This window comes from Sphingomonas sp. TDK1, assembly GCF_001650735.1.
Lineage (GTDB): Bacteria > Pseudomonadota > Alphaproteobacteria > Sphingomonadales > Sphingomonadaceae > Sphingomonas.
This window is the reverse complement of sequence record NZ_LXVY01000004.1, coordinates 409,161-428,591: the sequence shown is the minus strand read 5'-3', so window position 1 is coordinate 428,591 and position 19,431 is coordinate 409,161. Positions and strand designations below refer to the sequence as shown.

The 19,431-nt window shown below is 67.3% G+C and carries 20 protein-coding genes; 7 read left to right on the top strand and 13 right to left on the bottom strand.

The window, feature by feature from the left end; genetic code table 11:
• The 4 genes from A7X12_RS05475 to A7X12_RS05460 form a co-directional block, all read right to left on the bottom strand.
• Positions 1-534, bottom strand: a complete 534-nt coding sequence (locus A7X12_RS05475; protein ID WP_064310605.1) for a SixA phosphatase family protein — start codon at positions 532-534, stop codon at positions 1-3.
• Positions 531-3,278, bottom strand: coding sequence for an ATP-dependent DNA helicase (locus A7X12_RS05470; protein ID WP_232318371.1), 2,748 nt, complete (start codon positions 3,276-3,278; stop codon positions 531-533). The genes A7X12_RS05475 and A7X12_RS05470 overlap by 4 nt, the downstream gene beginning before the upstream one ends.
• Before the next feature lie 31 nt (positions 3,279-3,309).
• Positions 3,310-4,314: a PEPxxWA-CTERM sorting domain-containing protein gene (locus A7X12_RS26160; RefSeq protein ID WP_064310604.1), complete on the bottom strand. Its 1,005-nt coding sequence runs from the start codon at positions 4,312-4,314 to the stop codon at positions 3,310-3,312.
• A gap of 133 nt (positions 4,315-4,447) precedes the next feature.
• A complete protein-coding gene (locus A7X12_RS05460) occupies positions 4,448-4,639 on the bottom strand; it encodes a DUF4169 family protein (protein WP_064310603.1) in 192 nt (63 codons plus the stop codon).
• 61 nt (positions 4,640-4,700) lie between these two features.
• Here A7X12_RS05460 and ssb point away from each other — a divergent pair, with 61 nt between their 5' ends.
• The gene (gene ssb / locus A7X12_RS05455; RefSeq protein ID WP_064310602.1) at positions 4,701-5,294 is read left to right on the top strand and encodes a single-stranded DNA-binding protein; all 594 of its coding nucleotides are present in this window, start codon (positions 4,701-4,703) and stop codon (positions 5,292-5,294) included.
• Positions 5,295-5,303: 9 nt separating this feature from the next.
• Here ssb and A7X12_RS05450 read toward each other — a convergent pair whose 3' ends face one another.
• Complete coding sequence (locus tag A7X12_RS05450) at positions 5,304-6,953, bottom strand: hypothetical protein (protein WP_064310601.1); 1,650 nt, start codon at positions 6,951-6,953, stop codon at positions 5,304-5,306.
• A gap of 178 nt (positions 6,954-7,131) precedes the next feature.
• Between A7X12_RS05450 and A7X12_RS05445 the strand changes: the two genes are divergently transcribed.
• Positions 7,132-7,584, top strand: a complete 453-nt coding sequence (locus A7X12_RS05445; protein WP_232318370.1) for a hypothetical protein — start codon at positions 7,132-7,134, stop codon at positions 7,582-7,584.
• A 6-nt stretch (positions 7,585-7,590) separates the two neighbouring features.
• On the opposite strand, the gene A7X12_RS05440 is transcribed toward A7X12_RS05445, so the two are convergent.
• Positions 7,591-7,887 (bottom strand): sel1 repeat family protein, encoded by a 297-nt coding sequence (locus A7X12_RS05440; RefSeq protein WP_064310600.1) that lies wholly within the window; start codon positions 7,885-7,887, stop codon positions 7,591-7,593.
• Between the two features lie 90 nt (positions 7,888-7,977).
• On the bottom strand, positions 7,978-8,811 hold the full coding sequence (panC, locus tag A7X12_RS05435; RefSeq protein WP_064310599.1) for a pantoate--beta-alanine ligase: 834 nt from the start codon (positions 8,809-8,811) through the stop codon (positions 7,978-7,980).
• A gap of 80 nt (positions 8,812-8,891) precedes the next feature.
• Here panC and A7X12_RS05430 point away from each other — a divergent pair, with 80 nt between their 5' ends.
• From A7X12_RS05430 to pgmG, 3 genes are all read left to right on the top strand, one after another.
• The gene (locus A7X12_RS05430; RefSeq protein WP_157105500.1) at positions 8,892-9,686 is read left to right on the top strand and encodes a division plane positioning ATPase MipZ; all 795 of its coding nucleotides are present in this window, start codon (positions 8,892-8,894) and stop codon (positions 9,684-9,686) included.
• A complete protein-coding gene (locus A7X12_RS05425) occupies positions 9,686-9,949 on the top strand; it encodes a J domain-containing protein (RefSeq protein WP_064310598.1) in 264 nt (87 codons plus the stop codon). The genes A7X12_RS05430 and A7X12_RS05425 overlap by 1 nt, the downstream gene beginning before the upstream one ends.
• A 139-nt stretch (positions 9,950-10,088) precedes the next feature.
• Positions 10,089-11,477 (top strand): phosphoglucomutase/phosphomannomutase PgmG, encoded by a 1,389-nt coding sequence (gene pgmG / locus A7X12_RS05420; protein WP_064310597.1) that lies wholly within the window; start codon positions 10,089-10,091, stop codon positions 11,475-11,477.
• A gap of 56 nt (positions 11,478-11,533) precedes the next feature.
• Here pgmG and A7X12_RS05415 read toward each other — a convergent pair whose 3' ends face one another.
• A complete protein-coding gene (locus tag A7X12_RS05415; RefSeq protein WP_064310699.1) occupies positions 11,534-11,776 on the bottom strand; it encodes a hypothetical protein in 243 nt (80 codons plus the stop codon).
• A gap of 261 nt (positions 11,777-12,037) precedes the next feature.
• On the opposite strand from A7X12_RS05415, the gene A7X12_RS05410 reads away from it, so the two are divergent.
• Entirely contained in the window at positions 12,038-12,940 is a 903-nt protein-coding gene (locus A7X12_RS05410) for a manganese catalase family protein (RefSeq protein WP_064310596.1), read from the top strand.
• A 196-nt stretch (positions 12,941-13,136) separates the two neighbouring features.
• Here the strand turns inward: A7X12_RS05410 and A7X12_RS05405 are convergent, their stop codons facing one another.
• The 5 genes from A7X12_RS05405 to A7X12_RS05385 form a co-directional block, all read right to left on the bottom strand.
• Positions 13,137-14,252, bottom strand: coding sequence for a polysaccharide pyruvyl transferase family protein (locus A7X12_RS05405; protein ID WP_084445090.1), 1,116 nt, complete (start codon positions 14,250-14,252; stop codon positions 13,137-13,139).
• A 217-nt stretch (positions 14,253-14,469) separates the two neighbouring features.
• On the bottom strand, positions 14,470-14,997 hold the full coding sequence (locus A7X12_RS05400; protein ID WP_064310595.1) for a YcnI family protein: 528 nt from the start codon (positions 14,995-14,997) through the stop codon (positions 14,470-14,472).
• 17 nt (positions 14,998-15,014) lie between these two features.
• On the bottom strand, positions 15,015-17,036 hold the full coding sequence (locus tag A7X12_RS05395; RefSeq protein WP_064310594.1) for a TonB-dependent receptor family protein: 2,022 nt from the start codon (positions 17,034-17,036) through the stop codon (positions 15,015-15,017).
• 113 nt (positions 17,037-17,149) lie between these two features.
• Positions 17,150-17,620 carry a hypothetical protein gene (locus tag A7X12_RS05390; RefSeq protein WP_064310593.1) on the bottom strand — a complete coding sequence of 157 codons (471 nt, stop codon included), beginning with the start codon at positions 17,618-17,620 and terminating at the stop codon, positions 17,150-17,152.
• Positions 17,621-17,701: 81 nt separating this feature from the next.
• Positions 17,702-18,934: a phospholipase D-like domain-containing protein gene (locus tag A7X12_RS05385; protein ID WP_198161888.1), complete on the bottom strand. Its 1,233-nt coding sequence runs from the start codon at positions 18,932-18,934 to the stop codon at positions 17,702-17,704.
• Positions 18,935-19,086: 152 nt separating this feature from the next.
• Here A7X12_RS05385 and rpoZ point away from each other — a divergent pair, with 152 nt between their 5' ends.
• Positions 19,087-19,431, top strand: a complete 345-nt coding sequence (gene rpoZ / locus A7X12_RS05380) for a DNA-directed RNA polymerase subunit omega (RefSeq protein WP_064310592.1) — start codon at positions 19,087-19,089, stop codon at positions 19,429-19,431.

Sequence of the window (19,431 nt, the reverse complement as noted above, 5' to 3'; positions counted from 1 at the left end):
TCAGGCGTCCGGCCCCAGGCTGGGATCAAGATCGCGCGGGCGCACGAACCGGATGAGTTCGGCGTCCGCGCGAGACGCCTCCGCCCAATGTTCCACATCGAACCGAAGCTCTGCCAGCGTGGCGGTTGGGAATTTCTGCTCGACGGCATCGCGCAGCATGCCCGGCGTGCGCACCCGATCCAGCACCAGTTCCTCCAGCCCGGGATTGTGCCCGGACAGCAGCACCGTGCCGGCCGACTCCGGCAGTTCCTCGATGGCGTCGAGCAGCGTGCCGAGCGATGCCAGATATAGTTTCTGATCCCAAATGGGCTGGATCGCGATTCCATAGCCGTGGCCGACCTGTGCCAGCGTTTCCTGCACCCGCACCGCCGGCGAGGCGATGGCGTGCTCGAAGCGAAGCCCCTGGTCGCGCAGATACCGGCCCATCGCCACGGCGGCGCGCTGCCCCTTGGGATTGAGCGGCCGATCGAAATCACGGGCGACCGGATCGTCCCAACCGGACTTGGCGTGGCGGAGGACGAGAAGGGTCTTCATGCTTCCCCGATGTGAACGCTGGCGGTTTCGCCCGCCTCATGCCGCAAGCTCGGTCCCAAGGAAAGCCGAACCCGCTCGACCGCCGAATCAAGCGTGGTCCGGGTAATGCGCGTCCCCGCCGGAAAGGCATCGAGCAGGCGCGAGGGTGTGGCGGCAGAGAGCAGCACGAAGGCGCCGCGATCGTCCGCACGGCGGATCAGCCGGCCGAACGCCTGGGCAAGCCGCGCGCGCACGATGCGATCGTCATAGGCCGAGCCACCGCCTGCCAGCCGCCGCGCGGCATGGAGTACGCTTGGCTTGGGCCAGGGCACGCCTTCCATCACCACCAGCCGCAGTGAATCGCCGGGCACATCCACACCGTCCCGCAGCGCATCCGTGCCGATCAGCGAGGCGCGCGGATCGTCGCGGAAAATATCGACCAGCGTGCCCGTGTCGATCGGGTCGACATGCTGGGCGAGCAGGGGGAGGCCATCGCGCGCGAGGCGATCGGCAATGCGGGCATGCACCGCGCGCAGGCGCCGGATTGCGGTGAACAGGCCGAGCGTGCCGCCGCCCGCCGCCGCGACCAGTCGCGCATAGGCATTGGCAAGCGCGGGCAGGTCGCCGCGCTTCACGTCGGTGACGATCAGCACCTCGGCCTGGTTGGGATAGTCGAAGGGGCTCTTCGCCTCGAAGCGCTGGGCGGGACGGAGCAGATGGACGCTGCCGGAGCGCGCCTCGGCAACGTCCCAGTCGCCGCCGGCGCGAAGCGTCGCCGAGGTGACGAGTACGCCGTGCGCAGGCTCCAGTACGGTCTTGGCCAGCGGCTTGGCCGGATCCAGCCAGTGGCGATGGAGGCCCACGTCATATTCACGACCCTCGACACGATCGATCGCCAGCCAGTCGACGAATTCGGGATCGGCCGGCCCGCCGATCCGCGCGATCAGCGCCAGCCAGGCGCCGACTGTATCCACCCGCCAGCCGAGCGACGCGATCGCCCCTTCTATACGCGCGCGCGCAGGGCCGTCCATCCAGTCCGGTGCCTCTGCGAGCACCGCCTCGAGCCGGCGGCCAAGCACGACCATCGGGCGAAGCAGCGCATCGAGCGCGGCGGTGGCGTTGCCTGCGGCTTCGACCAGCGCTGCATCGGGCTCGGTGAGCTCGGTTTCCAGGCCATAGCCGGCTTCCGCCGAGCCGTTGGCGTCGCGGGCGTATACCAGGCCCCGGACGGCGGCGAGCAGCGCCTCCACCGGGCCGAACGGCTCGCCTTCGTTGAGGCGCTGGAGCCAGCCGTCGCTGGGCAGCGCGCGCGCCGCGTCCACCGCCTCGGCGATCGCGCGTCCGCCGGCATCGTCATAGCTGGCGACATCCGAGAGACGCGCGGCAAGACCCCGGCGGCGTCCGCGCGAACCCGATTCGGGGCCGGTCAGCCAACGGCGCAGCTCGATCGATTCCTGGCCCGTAAGCGCGACCGAGAACATCGCGTCGGCCGCGTCGAACAAGTGATGGCCTTCGTCGAACACATAGCGGGTGGGCCGCGTTTGGTTTTCCCGCCCCCGCGCCGCATTGACCATCACCAGGGCATGGTTGGCGATGACGATGTCCGCATCGGCACTGGCGCGAGCGGCGCGCTCGATGAAGCATTTCCGGTAATGCGGACAGCCGGCATAGATGCATTCGCCGCGGCGATCGGTGAGCGCGGTCGATCCGTTGCGGCGGAACAGCGTGGGCAGCCAGCCGGGCAGGTCGCCGCCGATCATGTCGCCATCGGCGGTATAGGCGGCCCAGCGCGCGACGAGCTGCGCCAGGATCGCGGCGCGGCCCGCGAACCCGCCCTGCAGCGCATCTTCCAGGTTGAGCAGGCAGACGTAATTCTCACGCCCCTTGCGGGTGACGACGCGGGCGCGGCGCTGCGCCGGATCGGGGAACAGGCGCTCGCCTTCATTGCCGAGCTGGCGTTGCAGCGCCTTGGTGAAGGTGGAAACCCAGACCGGCCCGCCCGATCTTTCCGCCCAGAGCGAGGCAGGCGCAAGATAGCCGAGCGTCTTGCCGATCCCCGTGCCGGCTTCGGCCAATACCATATTGGGGGTGTCGGGCACGCTGCGGGGCGCGAAGGCCTGGGCCGCCGCCTCGGCATAATCGCGCTGGCCCTGGCGGCGCTCGGCGGCGGCGCCGGTCAGGCGGGCGAGCCGTTCGGCGACATCCGCGGGGTCGAGCGTGATGGTGCGCGGGGCGGGGCGCGGGGCGGCCTCCTCCCATTCCGGCAGTTTCGAGAAGAGCCAGCGCTCGGCGCGCTCGGGCTTGGCGATGCGCTGGCCGAGCACTGCGGACCAAGGCCAGCGCAGCCGCGCGAGCGATTGCAGGCCGTGCCAGGCGCCTTCGCGCTCAGGCCAGTCGCCTTCCGGAATCGCGAGCAGTGCAGTGGCGGCATCGCGCAGGAACGCTGCAACTTGCGCGTCCTCGCTCGGCGACGCCAGCCCGCACGCCCGGGCAAGGCCCTTCGGCGTCGGCACCATGAAGCGTGCAGGGCGCAGGAAGGCGAACAGCTCGAGCAGGTCGAGCCCGTTCAGTTCCGGGTGGCCCAGCCGCTGGCCGACCAGCGGCGCATTGAGCAGCAGCACCGGCGTGTCCGCGGCGATGCGGATCGCCTCGCCGCGGCTCAGCCCCCGCGTGCCTCCGGACGTGGCGATCCACACGCCGGAATGGCTGGCGTGAAGCGCGGGATAGGGAAGCGGCGGCAGCATCGAACTGCCGCCGTTGTACATGATGCGTTCCGCTTTGACAGCGGGAACCGTCTCAGTTCGTCGCCAGCGTGCCCGGTGCGGTGGGAAGGCGCTTGCGGCGAACCATCCAGCCGAGCAGCCCGAAGCCGGCGAGCAGCATCGCCCAGGCCGAGGGTTCCGGCACCGCGCTAGTGGCGGCGTTGAGCAGGCCGAACTGGTGGTTCATGTCGTTGAGGATTGCCTGGTGCGCGGCGGCGGTGGGGTGATCGCCGTCGAAGAACAGGTAATGCGAGCAGTTCGGCTGGGCGCCGGCGGCGCGGCAGGGTGTTACCGTGTCCAGCCCGGCGGGCAGGCCAAGCTTGGTCGGGTCGGCCGCCGCCTGCTTGAAGAAATCGAGGATGTCATAGCTGTAGAGATGCGTGCCGTCGGGCAGCGTCAGCTGGGCGAGATCGGCCTTCAGCAGGTCCTGCAATTCGTACGAGGTCTTGGTGTCGAGATAGAGGAAGCCGGTAAACAGGATGTTCCGCGCGCCCATGTTCGCCAGCGTCTGGATGCCTGCCGCATAGCTGCCGGCGATTGCCGCCAGCGCTTCCTGCCGCGTGCCAAAGCCGCCGAGATCGCCATTGTCGATCGCACCGACGTCGTTGTCGCCGAAGGTGATCGAGACGAGGGTGTGCGCGTCCAGCTTGCCGCCGGTTGCCGCGAGATGCTGCTGATATTCGCCGATCTGCGTGGCGAAGTCGGGGAAGCCGCCGCCCAATACGCGCGCGCCGCCAAAGGCATAGTTGGTACCGCCAGCCAGCGAGGCGGTGGTCGGGGCACCGGTGATCTGCTGGCTCAGCAGATCGGTATAATCATAGCCGTTGGTGTTGCGGCCTTCGAAGAAGCCGCCGGCCGCATCCGGATAGGTGCCGCCGCTGTTGATGAAGTAATTGCCGGCGTCGACGAGGCTGTCGCCGAACTCGACGGTGGAGGTAAACCGTGCATCGCCCTTGGCCAGGGCTGGGGACATCGAAAGACCATGGAGGCACAGGGCCGCCGCCACGAGGGCGGCGCGCTTCGACCAGGATAACGCCACGAACTACTCCTTTACGCGACTGGGAATCGAGCTGCCCCCGGCGGGCCGAAGGCCGCGGGAAAGAGGCGTATACGATTCCTTAACCATGGCCTTCCCCACCCGACGTAGGGGTGACGGGGCATGGCGCAGCCGGTTAGGACGGATCTTCGGGCGTTTCGCGCCGCGCTTGGTCCAGCGTGCGGACCTTGCGTTCCGCCTCCGCCGCGTCGCGTGCTTTTTCCGCCTTGCTGCGGCCGAAGCGCGCGCGGTTGGTCTCGGCCTGGCCCTGTGCGATCGCTTTCGCTCTCGCTTTTCTCGCTTTGTTCAGGTTAATGATCTCGGCCATTGGAGTCTTCTAGCGCCGTGTGCATCCGGCGCTCAATCGCATTGATCGGAGTTTTTGCAGCATGGCGGGCAGCGTCAACAAGGTGATTCTCGTCGGCAATCTCGGGCGCGACCCCGAGAGCCGGGCGTTCCAGAACGGCGGCAAGGTGGTCGAGCTGCGTATCGCCACCTCGGAGAGCTGGAAGGACCGCAATAGCGGGGAACGCAAGGAGAAGACCGAGTGGCACACGGTCAAGATCTTCAGCGAAGGCCTGGCGAACGTCGCAGAGCGCTATCTGCGCAAGGGCAGCAAGGTCTATCTCGAAGGCCAACTGCAGACCCGCAAGTGGCAGGACCAGAGCGGCGCCGACCGCTACTCGACCGAGATCGTGCTGCAGGGCTTCAACGCGCAGATGGTGCTGCTCGATGGTCCCGGCGGCGGTCAGGGTGCCGGCATGGGCGGCGGCCGCAGCACCGGCGGCGGTGACGACTGGGGCGCGGACGACTCGTTCGGCGGCGGCGGCGGCGGCGGCGGTGGCGGCTTCGGCGGCGGTGCCCCGGCCGGTCGCGGTGGCGGCAACTTCAACGGCGGCGGCCAGCGCAGCGGCGGTGCGACCAGCGGCGGCGGCTTCGGTGGCGGCTTCCCGGACGATCTGGACGACGACGTGCCGTTCTGATCGCTCGCCTCAGCGGCCTGCGCCTGGTGCAGGCGCGGCGCAGGGCCGCCAGAGTTCGAGCGCCCGCTCCTGCCACCAGAAGGACATGCGCGGCAGCGCCGTGCGGCAATAGCGGCCGGGATGCGCCGCCAGCCGGCGTGCCGGCGCGGACGGCCGAAACAGCGGCAACACGGGCGCGACGAACCATGCCGCTGCCCGCTCCCGCTCGCTGAGACGCGACCACACCACATCCGGCCAGGTCGCGGTCGCCGGGTTCAGCCAGAGCAGTACCGGCGCCTTCGCCCCCAGCGCGGCGGCGACGCCCGGGCCGGTTCCCGACAGGTCCACCAGCAGCGCGCCCGTCGCGAGGCCCTGGGTGCCGTGCAGAAAGTCTGCCGTCTCCTCGTCGACCAGCAGGGAACTGCCTGTCACCGGATGGCGCACCGGGGTCTGCTGGGCGAAGATCGAATCAGGCAGGCTGTAAGGCGACATCGCGGCGGTGAGCAGCAGCAGCGGCGCCGCGGCCAGGCTCAGCACTAGGGCGGCCGCGCGGCGCCACGCCAGGGGGTCTTCCTCGGCGAGGCGGAACAGCGCCAGCAGCGGAAAGACCATGCTGAAATCGAGCTGCGCCCATTGATTGTTGAACGTGCCGAGCGCCACCGCGAAGGGGGCGGCGAGCAGCAGGCCCAGCATCAGCCCATCGTCCCGCGCAACCAAGGTCGCATAGCCGGCCGCGGCGAGCAGCAGCGCCAGGCCCGGAAATTCCGGGATGCCGCCATCCAGCGCGTCGGGCACGGCGAGCGCAAGATACAGCAGCGCCAGTGCGATCCCCGCATGGCCGAACCACGCCCCCCAGCGGGCCCGGCGCAGCGCCAGCGCGCCCGCCACCGCCAGCGTCGCGGCGGACAGCAGCGGCGGCACGGCGCTCCAGTCCCCCAGGATCTTGATCGGCAGGTGCAGCGGCGTGTTGGGCAGCGCCAGGACATGCTGGCTGGCGGAAATTCGCGCGAGTAGCGCCGGAACGTGGTGTAGCGGCAGGAACAGGCCGATCACCACCACGGCCAGGGCAAGTGCGCCGAGCAGGGCGACGCTGCGCCCGCGATTCGCCCGCAACGACCTGCCGGCGAGCGCGACCAGCAGCACGCCGCTCAACGCGAAGAGCGGCGGCTTGGCGAAGGCGGCGGCGCAAAGGCCGAGCGCGATCATCCCCGCCGCTGCGGCACGCGCACCGAGCGGTGCCGGGCGGTGCAGGGTCGCCACACCTGCCAGCACCAGCATCGCGCCCACATTCGCAGCCGAGTTGTAGCTGGGTGTGACGATCCACGGAAAATAGATGACCAGCGCAGTGCCCGCGCCGAAGATCGCAAAGCGAAGCCGCGCCGAGGGCTGCGGCGCCAACCCGTTGCCGAGCAGTGCGCCCGCCAGGGCGGTAGTCGCGAAGCCGGTGATTCGGTAGCGTGCGATGTCCCCGCCGAGCAGCGCGTAGAGCGGGTGCAACAGATAGCCGAAGGGCTGGTAGAGCAGCGCATAGGCTTCGGGGTCGCGCGCCCAGACGAGGTAGAAGATCTCGTCGGTAAGATCGATGCCGCGGCCGGCACCATAGACGAGAAGACCGCCGCAGAAGAGCAGGGCGAGCATGGCACCGGCCAGTGCCAGCCTGGCGGACGAACGTCTGAGCATGTGCGCGGCAATCCCCCAATGGGGCCCCTGGGCCCTTTCGCCTGCGCTAGCAGAGCCGGGCGCGCTGCACCAAGGGGCGTGTTCGGGAGCAAAGCGGTGGCGGAGCCGTTGTTCTTCGAAGCAAGGGCCGGCGACGTGCCGGGCCGCGGGAAAAGGGGCCGGGATGGGACATCACGCCATGATCGCACGTACATCGCTGGTCGGTGCGATGGTTCTGCTGGCGGCCTGCGGGCGTGGGCAGCGGACTACCGATGATCCGGTGGGCCAGAATGTCGCCTCGGCGGCGGCCGCCGGAGTTCCCGCCAATGTCGCGGCGGCGGTGGATTGCAGCAACAAGCCCGATTTCGTGCCGGTCTATGCCCATGCGACCATTCTCAGTTGCACGGCAGCGCCCGACGGGCTCGACGGCCGCCACGTCAGCGGCAATCTGGTCTATGAAACCGATGCCCCGTCGAAACAGGTGCTGGGCTGGTCGCGGGCCCAGGCCAATGCTTCCGGACTCAAATATCGCCGCGAAACCGGCTTCAGTTATGAAGCGGGGGAGGAAACCGAACGCAGTCTGCGCGTGGTGGTGGAGAGCCATCTCGGCCGCACCCGCGTTTCGATCAGCTGGGGCCAGAAGGCCGCCTGACCATATTCAGGCGGCGCGGCTCTCCAGGCCCCGCAGCCAGGCGCGGGCAGCCTTTTGCGCTTCGATGATCTCGCGTGCGGTCATGTCCTCGGCGATGTCGGCGCGGCAGGCCTGCGCTTCGTTGCTGCCGGTCATCGCGGCGATGTTGAACCATTTGTGCGCCTCGACCAAGTCGATCGTTACGCCTTCCGCGCCGCTGGAATAGACGATGCCAAGATCGAAACAGGCATCGCAACTACCGCGTGCTGCATCCCGCAGCCTGCTTTCGATCAGAAATCGTGCACTCTTCTCGCTGTTCGCCATCGTCGCATTGCCCCTGTTTCGGCTCCTTCGTTGAGGACGAATTTGGGGGGCTAAGGACAATAAAAGGTTAAGCGGCTTAACCGTATTAGTTCATAGCACCGGGATGTTGTCGATCAGTCGGGTGCCGCCGATCTTGGCGGCAGCGAGCAGCCGCATCGGCCGGCCCTCGGCCGGTGCCGCAAGCGATTCGGCATCGACCAGCGCGACATAATCGACCTCGAAGCCCGCAGCGGCGAGCGAGTCGCGCGCCTGGGCCAGCGCCGCGTCGCGATCACCGCCCTCGCCGATCGTCTTGGCGGCAGCGCCGAGCGCGCGGGGGAGCGCCACGGCGCGGGTACGATCTTCCGGCATCAGATAGGCGTTGCGCGACGAGAGGGCGAGGCCGTCATCCTCCCGCTGGGTGGGCACGCCCTGAATCTCGATGCCCATGTCGAGGTCGGCCACCATGCGGCGAATCACCTGCAGCTGCTGCCAGTCCTTTTCCCCGAACAGCGCCACGTCCGGGCGGACCTGGTTGAACAACTTGGTCACGACCGTTGCCACGCCGTCGAAATGGCCGGGGCGATGCGCACCGTCGAGCCCTTCGCTCACGCCCGACACGGACACCTGGGTCGCAAAGCCCTCCGGATACATGATCTCCGGCGTCGGCATCCACAGCAGATCGACGCCGGCATTGGCGAGCAGCCGCGAATCGGCCTGTTCGCGGCGCGGATATTTCGCCAAGTCCTCATTGGGACCGAATTGGATCGGATTGACGAAGATCGAGACGATCACGCGGGTGCCGGCGCGCTTTGCGGCCTCGACCAGCGCCATATGGCCGTCATGGAGCGCCCCCATGGTGGGAACGAAGGCCAGCCGAGCGCCTTCGCTGCGGAAGGCGTCCAGCGCCTGGCGAAGATCGTCGATCTGGCGAACGGTTTGCACGCTTGGGCACTTTCGATATGAACGGAAGCGGGGCCTTCTATGGGGGGGAGGCCGCCCGATCAAGTGAAGGAATAGCTGCATTGAATCAGCCCGCTAAACGACTGCATGTGCTGGTTTTTGCCAATGAAAAGGGCGGCACGGGCAAGTCGACCACCGCGGTGCACGCGGCGATCGCGCTGGCGGCGAAGGGCGCACGCGTCGCTTGTTTCGATCTCGATCACCGCCAGCGGACCATGGGCCGCTACCTCGACAATCGCCGCGCGACGATGCGCCGGATGGGCCGTGAGCTGCCGATGCCGATCTATGAGACGCATGACGGCGAGAGCATGGATTTCTTTACCGACACGCTGGATCGACTCGGCGAAGGCGCCGACTTTCTGGTAATCGACACCCCCGGCCGCGACGACAAGTTCGCCCGCATCTCGGTCACCAACGCCGATACCCTGGTCACCCCGATGAACGACAGCTTCGTCGACTTCGACCTGATCGGCCAGGTCGACCCGGACAGCTTCCGGGTGACGCGACCCAGCTTCTATTCGGAGATGATCTGGGAATCGCGCAAGCGCCGCGCCAAGGCGGACGGCGAGACGATCGACTGGGTGGTGCTGCGCAACCGCATGCAGCATATCGAGGCGCGCAACATGAAGCGCGTGTCCGAGGCGATCGACCAGCTGTCCAAGCGCGTCGGCTTCCGGGTGATCTCGGGCCTTTCCGAACGCGTGATCTATCGCGAGCTGTTCCCCCAGGGGCTGACGATGCTCGATTCGCGCGAGTTCGGCGAAATGGGGCTCAGCCATGTTGCCGCGCGGCAAGAACTGCGCGAGATGATGGCCGGGCTGGCGCTACCCGATATCGCCACGCCGCTGTTCGCCTGATGACGAAGGTTCTCATCGCCGCCGCACTGCTCTACATTTTGTGGCGCTGGTTGCAGCCGAAACCGAAGTCGCCGATCGCGCCCGCGGCCCGGCTCGGCGAAAGCGAAGCACGGGCGATCCTGGGTGTGGACGCCGCCGCCGGGCCGGAAGAGATCCGAGCGGCGCACCGCAGGCTCGTTTCGGCGCTGCATCCCGACCGGGGTGGGTCCGCCGAACTCACGCGGCGGATCAATTTGGCGCGCGACACGTTGCTGCGCGGCTGAGGTCCGTCCTCTTCACGTAACAATTTGGCTGCAACCTTTATTGCAGTGCAATATATTAATCTTTCCGTGCGTCGAGCGGCTTGCAACTTCGAGTCGAGTCGCGAATGAGGCACGCATCTTTACCTTCGGGAGGGCAATAATGACGCACCGTTTCGATCCTACGTCGCTGCGTGAGTACGACATCCGCGGGATTGTCGGGAAGACGCTGGGTCCGGATGACGCCCGCGCGATCGGCCGTGGCTTCGCGACGCTTCTGCGCCGCGCCGGCGGCCGCCGCGTGGCGGTGGGCCGCGACGGACGCATCTCCTCGCCGATGCTCGAGGCCGCGCTGATCGAGGGCCTGACCCAGTCCGGCTGCGACGTGGTCCGCACCGGCATGGGCCCGACGCCGATGCTATATTATGCCGAGGCAACGCTGGAAGTGGATGGCGGCATCCAGATTACCGGCAGCCATAATCCCGGCAACTACAATGGCTTCAAGATGGTGTTCCAGCACCGCTCGTTCTTCGGCCAGGACATCCAGACGCTGGGCAAGATGGCGGCGGAAGGCGATTGGGACGAAGGCGACGGCACCGAGACGGTGACCGATGCCGACATCGAGGACCTGTATGTCAGCCGCCTGATCGCCGGCTATGCGGGCGGATCGTACAAGATCGGCTGGGACGCCGGCAACGGCGCCGCCGGCCCGGTGATCGAGAAGCTCGTCAAGCTGCTGCCGGGTGAGCACCATACGCTGTTCACCGATGTGGACGGTAACTTCCCCAATCATCATCCCGATCCTACCGAAGAGAAGAATCTCGCCGATCTGAAGAAGCTGGTCGCCGAAAAGAACCTCGATTTCGGTCTCGCTTTCGACGGCGATGGCGATCGCCTGGGTGCGATCGACGGCCAGGGCCGGGTGGTGTGGGGCGACCAGCTGCTCGCCATCCTCGCCGAGCCGGTGCTGCGCATCGATCCGGGCGCGACGATCATCGCCGATGTGAAGGCCAGCCAGGCGCTGTACGATCGCGTCGCCGAACTGGGCGGCAACCCGGTGATGTGGAAGACCGGCCACAGCCTGATCAAGACCAAGATGAAGGAAACCGGCGCGCCGCTCGCGGGCGAGATGAGCGGCCACATCTTCTTCGCGCAGGACTATTATGGCTTCGACGATGCCCAGTATGCCGCGATCCGGCTGATCCAGGCGATTCACGTCATTGGCAAGTCGCTTACCCAATTGAAGGACGAGATGCCGGCGATGGTCAACACGCCGGAAATGCGCTTCCAGGTCGAGGAAAGCCGCAAGTTCCCCGTCGTCGAGGAAGTGCTCGATCGGCTGGAAGCCGATGGCGCCGATGTCGACCGCACCGACGGCGCGCGTGTGAACACGGCGGACGGCTGGTGGCTGCTGCGCGCTTCGAACACGCAGGATGTGCTCGTCGCCCGCGCTGAGGCGAAGGACCAGGACGGTCTCGACCGGCTGATGGCGCAGATCGATGACCAGCTCGGCAAGAGCGGTATCGTACGCGGCGAACAGGCGGCGCACTGATCGCGGAGTAGAAGGATCCGGGCGCGTCCTCGGCGCGCCCGGATATGCCATGGTCGTTACGCGTCCTTGGTTGTAGCGTTGGGATTGTCCCCGCCTTCGTAATTGATGTGGCTCTGCCCGCCATGGCCCATGAAGTGGCCGGGGCCCTCCTTGCGTGCCTTGTCCGGATAGGGATTGGGATAGGCGCCGCCTTCGCTCTCGCCGAGCGTGCGGCCATGCGTTTCGGTATCGGAGACGCCATCGGGCGCGCCCTTGTTGGCACCTCCGCCGGCTGCCTGCATCGGCTGTTTGTCGCTCATCTGCCAAGTTCCTGATTTTTCGTGGTTTGCTTGATCTTCAACGAAGCGGCCTTCTGCGGCGTTCCGTTGATCGACTGCGTCGTTCAGCGTGCTTCTGCCCGCCATGTCGAAGAAGCCGGAACGACCCCCGCTCGAGGTGGGGCAGCGACTGCAACTTCATCCAAGTTAAGTGTCAAAAGAATCGATCAGTCACGAAGCTTTTGAAACAACTGTCAAATCCAGCCGCTCTTGGGGTGTACGAAATATCCAAGGAGAGACTGCATGTTCATGCACAATAAGCGCCTGCAATATACTGTGCGCGTCGCGGAGCCCAACCCGGTGCTCGCTTCCCTGATGCTCGAACAATTTGGTGGCCCCGATGGGGAGCTGGCAGCAGCGATGCGGTACTTCACGCAGGGTCTCGCCGAGGACGATCCTGGCCGCAAGGATATGCTGCTCGACATTGCGACCGAGGAGCTGAGCCACCTGGAGGTGATCGGTTCGATCGTCGCGATGCTCAACAAGGGCGTGAAGGCGCATATCTCCGAGGGTGATATGGAGGAAGCCGAGCTGTACATGTCGCTCACCCAGGGCGGGAGCAGCCATACCCAGGCCATCCTCTATGGCGGCGGCCCTTCGCTCACCAACTCGGCGGGTGTGCCCTGGACGGCCGCCTATATCGACAGCCGCGGTGACCCGACCTGCGACCTGCGCTCCAACATCGCCGCCGAAAGCCGCGCCAAGATCGTTTATGAGCGGCTGATAAACCTTACCGATGATGCGGGTATCCGGGATGCGCTCAACTTCCTGATGACGCGCGAGGTGGCGCACCAGAAGTCCTTCGAGAAGGCGCTCTATTCGATCGAGGACAATTTCCCGCCGGGCAAGCTGCCGGGCGTGCCGGAATATGCGAGCATGTACGTCAACACCTCGCAAGGCGAGGGCGACATGCTCGGCCCCTGGAATGACGGGCCGGAATGGGACCGGGTCGACGATCTGGAGCAGACGCTGCCCGTCGATAACGGCGACGGCATGCCGACGGTGACGCTGGGTTCGACCGATACCGCCGCGCTGGCCCAGCTGGCCGAGCGTACCAAGTCGGATCCGTCGACCAACCCGACCACCGGCGCCGACCTCGCCGCCGGCCCGGGCGCGGGACGGACGAAGAGCGACGTGGAAGTCTGATCCTTCCATACCCGGCCGGGCTGCGCTCGGCCGGGACCCGCGCAGCGGCGATTGATCTGGTCGAACGATAGGGCGAGGGAACCCGTGGGCTTCCGGTGCGGGTAGCTGTCCGCACCCATAGGGCCGCCGCCCGGGCCTGCGGCCACGGCAGCCAAGGCGCAGTCCGGAGTACAGGAAGGCGGCGGGGCTGGGCGCCTCAGCCGAGCACCCGGTCCAGATACGCGTTGGACTGTTCCCGCATCGCCGTGATTCGCCCGGCCACGCGCGCATCGAGCGGCACGTCGAGGACCGGGCCGAGGTCGACAGGCGCGCCGGGGACGAGCAGGTTGCGCTCGGCCCCGAGCAGCGTGGTCAGGTCGCGTACCTTGTTGATCCGGTCGGGCGAGGCCGCGCAGGCCAACGGCTTGCCGTTCAGCAGCGCGAACACGCAGCCATGGAAGAAGTTTGTCAGCACCGCCTCTGCGCCCGCCATGGCAGCCGCGAAGTCCTGGGGGCCCGCGTCGAGCCATTGCTCGTCTGCCCAGTCGTTGCGGTAGCCGATGCTGATCAGGCGAATGCCCCGCGTCGTCGCCCAGTGGCGCGCTGCTTCCGCATAGTCCTCCGGCAGCCCATGGCCATAGACCAGGGCATAGCGACCCTCGGGAATCGGTGTGGCAGCGTCGTGGGGCGGCGGGAATTGCAGGCAGGGATCCAGCACCACCGTGGGATCGCGGCCGATCGCCTGGCGTACGAGCTGCCGGCTGTTCTCGTCGCGCACGGCGATCATGTCGAAGCGACGGAGCTGGTCCTGCCAATAGGGGTCCAGCCCGGCATCGGCATCATAGCTGCCGAAGCTCGCGGCATAGGCGGCCACGCACTCGGCATTGAGCCCCTGACCGAAGAAGATGGAGGCACCGCCATACCAGGGATGGCGCAGGTTCCAGACCTCGTCGCTGCCGACCAGCACGGTATCGACACGCGGCATCTCCAGCGGATCGACCAGATCGAACCCCGGTGACAGCGGCAGCGCGTCGAAGGCGCAGAGGAACTTGCGGAGCTTTGCCCCATAGAGGCGGCGGTCCTCCGCACTGGCGCGTACCGGCAGGGTCGGTTGCAGGGCGTTACGCCACTCGGCGCGGGTGACGCGGGGCGATTCATGGTCGAGCAACATCACGCGGTCGCCGCGTGCATGCACGCCTTCCGCCAGGCAGCGCGCCTGCCAATAGGACCCATAGTTGATGCAGCGATGAAAGGTGAGGATGCCGACGCTGCGCGTATCGGGACGCAGATCGTAGAGAAGCGTCGAAGAATCGTCGGTGCCGGGCAGTTTCATGCGCGCAGGCGCCCGGTGCCGAGTTCGGCCGAAGCCATGTGGTTTCCTCCCTTTGGTTCGCCGTTGAACGTGGAGGAGGGCGGCGGGTTTCGCGGACTGTCTCAAAAAATGTGACGAAGATGAATCAATGGGCGGGAGCGGCTCGGCACCGTCCCCGGCGCGGCTTGCGCGAGCCGCGCCGGCGCGCGCCCCATCCAGCGGCAGGGCGCCCGAGATCTCAGTGCATCCTGTGGTGCCCTTCCGGTACCGTCAGGGTGAGGATCGGCGCGGGGTTTCTGGTCGCGTGCCATGCCTCTGGGCTGGCCGGCAGGTTGACCCAGTCGGTGCTGCCGCTGGCGCAGCGCTGCACCGTGGGGAAATAGAGCGCGCCCGGCGCTTCGGGCAGCTTCATCATGATGCCGAACTGGTCGAACTCGTCCGCGGGCAGCTTGCCCGTCCAGGTGATCGCCGAGACGCGCTGGGTGATCGTCGCGCCGCCTTCGCCCTTGATCGGGGTGGCGAGCGGCGCATGCTCGACCGCCAGCGTCCAGCCCGGCTTGGGCTGGGGCCGCGCGGACACGATGCCGGCGGGGATCTCGACTCGGATCGAGACGGTGTCCGACGCGCCGCAGCCATGGCTCACGCGCAGGAAGCCGGCATAATAGCTGCCTGCGATCGCCTGCGGCTCGGCAAAGACGATATGCGCCTGCGCCGCCACGGGCAGCAGCAGCACAAGCGCGGCGAGGGTATTTCGTACAAATCGCATGATGCTACTCCATGGGGTCAGAAGGCTAGGCGAACGCCGCCGAACAGCGAGCGCCCCTCGCCGGGAAAGAATACGGCGGTGCTCGCGGCACGCGCGTCGGTGACGGCGGCGAATTCGGCAGTGTAGCGCTTGTCGGTGAGGTTGCGCGCGTCGACGAACAGGGTGGCTGGCCCGACGGCCAAGCCCGCGCTCAGGTTGAGCAGGGCATAGCCCGGCGCCTTCCTGGTGTTGGCGTAATCCACCCACACATCGGTGATGCGCCAGTCGAGAAACGGTTCCACGAACAGCCCGTGCGGCCCGTCGTAGCGCAACGAAACGCGATATTGGTGTTCGGGCGCGACCGGCAGGCGGTTGTTGCGATAGACGGGATCGTCGACGAAGCGGAAGTTGCTCCAGGCGTAGGTCTGGCGCAGGCGCAGGCCACGGAGCAGCCGCCAGTCCAGGCTCGCTTCCACCCCGCTGTGCCGGGTATCGCCCGCATTGAAGATCGTCGCCGGCAAATTGGCGCTGGGCAGATAGCTGAGCAGCTCGCCTTCGATCGTCGCGCGGTAGAAGGTCAGGTCCCAGGTAAAAGCCCCCGCCTTGCCGCGCGTGCCGATCTCGGCGGTCCAGGCGCGCTGGCTGTCGAGCGGCACGAACAGCTGGCCGGTGGTGTTGGTTTGGGTCAGCGCGCCGAAATGTGGCGGTTCCACCGATCGCGTGTAGTTTGCATAGACCTGCACCGCGCCCTGTTCGTAGAGCAGCCCGACGCGCGGGGCGAACCAGTCATAGTCGACCGATTGGGTGCGTGCGGACAGCCGGTTGGTATAGTCGCGCGTCGCCCGGCCCCAGGACGCGCCCGCGACGACCGCCAGTTGTGGCAGGACGAAGAAGCGCCCCTCCGCGAACAGGTCCAGGCCGGTGGCGAGCTGCTGGCTGTCGCCGATGCGGGGCCCGCGCTGGCCGAGCGCGTTGACGAACAACCCCTGGTTGGTGCCGCCCTGGCGGTAATAGGCGCCGAAGAACAGGTCCGCCTTGTGCCCAGCCAGCGTGCCGCTCAGGTCGAAGCGGCCGAACGCCCCCTGGGTGTCGGTATCCTGGTCGATCACGATCGAGATCGGATGATGCAGGTCGGTCTGCGTCGCATAGACGCCGCCTTCGAAGACCAGGCCGTCCGACAGTCGCAGGTGCGTCTGCAGCGTGACCCGCTCCACCGTCTGGTTGCGGGCCTGGCGGCGCGCGACCACGCCGGTGCCGGCGAAGCGGGGATTGTTGAGCGCATCGGCCAGGCTCAGGGCGCCTGGCACCTGCTGCTGAATGTCTGCGGCATAGCCGATCAGGCGAACCTCATTCTCCTCACCGAAGCGATAACCGAGGTTGATCGTGCCGCGCGTCTGGTCCTGCTTCTCCTGCTGGCGATAGCCGTCCGAATGGTAGCTGTTGACGCTCGCATAATAGTCGAACGCCCCGGCGGTCGCACCGCCTGCCGCCTGGGCGCGCCAGGTTTCGAACGCACCGCCTTCCAGCCGCATGGTAAAGGGCGTGGCGGCGGTGCGGCCGTTGGGCGTAATCAGATTGACCGCACCGCCCAGCTGTGCCCCGCCGAAGCGCAGCGCGTTGCCGCCCTTATAGACCTCGATATAGCGCGCGCCGAGCGGATCGATCTTCTGCAGGTCCGAGAAGCCGTCGGCGTCGGCGAAGGGCACGCCGTCCTGCGCCAGCAGTACGCCGCGCTGGTGATAGCTCTGGTCGAGGCCGGAGCCCCGGATCGACATGCGCGATTCCTCGCCATAGCGCTTGTTCGAAAGCACCCCGGGCACGTCGCGCAGCAGGTCCGGCAGGCCGACCACGGTGCGGTCCTGATAGGTTTCGGCCGCGACGACCGACACCGATCCCGGCGTTCGGGCGAGACGCGCGCGGGCCTCGGACACGACCTTCGGATCTTCCGGATCGGTCTGGGCAGTGACGATGATGTCGGGTTCGCCGGATCGCCCGGCCTGGGCGAATACGGGCGTGGCAACGCTCGACGCGAGGATCGCGCCGATCAACAATTTCTGCATGCAATTCCCCATGGTCGGCGCGCGGTCTTTGTGCGTGCGCCTTTCTCCTGTTCACGCGTCGTCCAACGGCGGCGGGCCCGGTGTGGGACCGCCGCCTGGCGCGACGTTTCGGATCAGGCGAGGCTGGGTGGCGCGCGCAGGGGCGGCCGCAGCCGTGCAGGGGCACGGGGCGGCAGGGGAAGAGCGGTTATGAAGCCGGTCGCCAGCACGAACAGCAGCAGCGCGGCGAGCTGGATCGGATCCGCACCGCCGATCGCCGCGAGTGCCAGATCGGCGAAGGCGCAGGGCGACTGCATCTGCGCGCCGTCCGCCGGACGGTCGTGCGACGGCATGGCGTGAGTCATGCCCGCCATGTGATGCATTCCGCCCATCGCGTGCGGCATGCCGTCGGCTGGCGATGCGGGCATCGACGCTGCCATCGGAGCGGGGCCATAGCCGGAGCAGAAGGCCAGCCGCACCGTCCCGTCGGTGTCGCGCACGGGCATGAATCCGGCGGGCACGCAGACGCGGGCCAGCAGCGCCGCCGCGAGTATCGCGAAGGCGAGCCAGCAGTGCGTGCGCAGATGCCGTCGCAGCCGGAACATGCCGCCGGGGTAGCCGGAAGCGGGGCCAATGTCATGCGACGGATTGTCCAAGGCGGCATAAGCGCGCCGCCCCGGGGCGGGTTACGACTCCACCGGGCCCTTCGATCCGAAGTTCAGTCGCCGCGTGACGTTATAGTCCAGCACCGCCATCACGAAATAGGCGCCGAACTGCTTCACCCGCGTCCACCAGCCGGTACGGGCCTTGTAGAGCTCCGGCGTGATCCGCTCCGACTGCGCGACCTCGCCGTCGACATAGCGGCGGACATGGGCAGCGAAGGCGGGATCCGCGACGCGCAGCATCAGCTCCAGATTGAGGAACATGCTGCGGATGTCGAAATTGGCCGAGCCGATATGAACGACATCGTCGATCACATAGAGCTTCGTGTGCAGCTTGGTCGGCTGATATTCGTAGATCTGCACATCCTTGCGCAGCAGCCCGGCATAGGTGAAGCGGGCGGCCCAGATGGCAGCCCTATGGTCGAGCTTGGACGGCAGTACCAGCCGCACGCGGCCGCGCCGGCCGGCTTTGTCCAGTCGGCGCAGCATCCCGGGGCTGGGAGCGAAATAGGCGGCGATCAGGTCAAGCGCCTGCGCCCGCTCCATATCGTGCTTCACCACCCGCGCCCAGGGCGACAGCCGCCGCATCGGCCCGCCGAGCAGCCACCGCGTATTCCCTTCGGGTTCGCTCCAGGCCTTGAGCGTTCGTCCGAGCGCGCGCAGGGTCGCACGCGGGCGCTTGGCCCAGGCGGCGAGCGCGTCGAAATAGCCGGTCAGCCGCTTGGCCGCCGGACCTTCGACGAGCAGCCCCATGTCGCGCCAGGCATGATCGGCGACGGTACCGAAATAGCTCGATTCGATGTTGAACCCGCCGACGATCACCCGGGCTTCGTCGGCCAGCGCCAGCTTCTGGTGGTTGCGCAGCAGGTAGCGCCGCCCCCAGCGCGGCACGAATCGGCAGACCTCGACGCCGGCCGCATGCAGCGGATCGAAGAAGTCGTTGCTCTGGGCGTGCTCGCTACCCAGGCCGTCGACGATCAGCCGCACCTCTACGCCGCGCGCCGCCGCGTCGATCAGCGCCTGGCGCACTGCTGCCCCGGCCTCGTCATCGAGATAGATATAATAGAGCACCCGCAGCGTCCGCTCGGCGCCCGCGATCAGCGCGAGCAACGCGCGCATCCGCTCGGGCCCGTCGGGCAGCAGCGTCAGCTGGTTTCCGTCGACGGTGAAGCTGGGCTGGGCGAGGGGCGGCATCGCCGATCCATGGATCGCAGCGGCGCCCGCTGCAAGCGGCTGGGCATCGGCATAGGGCGCCATCGGGAACGGGTTCTCCTGCTAAGACGCGCAGACAACGAGCGAAGCGGAAATGGGTTCGCTTTCGTGTGTCATGCCGCTTTCCTTGACATTTCGGCAGCCGGCCTCTAACTGGCCGGTCTTTCCCGGACACCCCTATCCCAAGGAAGCGTTTTATGGCGCGCGTCACAGTCGAGGATTGCGTCGACAAGGTTCCCAACCGGTTCGACCTGGTGTTGTTCGCCGCCCAGCGCGCGCGGCAGATTTCCGGTGGTGCCGATCTGACTCTCGATCGCGACCGCGACAAGAACCCGGTCGTCGCCCTGCGCGAGATCGCCGAGGAGACCGTGCGTCCCGACCATCTGCAGGAAGCAGTGGTGGCGAGCCTGCAGCGCGTCCGCGTCGACGACGAGGATGCACCGGACGAAATCGGTTCGATCCAAGCCCAGGCCGAGGCCCTTCGTCTCACCGCCGCCGCGCCGCCGCGCAACCAGAATCTGGGTGGCGATTACGAAGGCTGA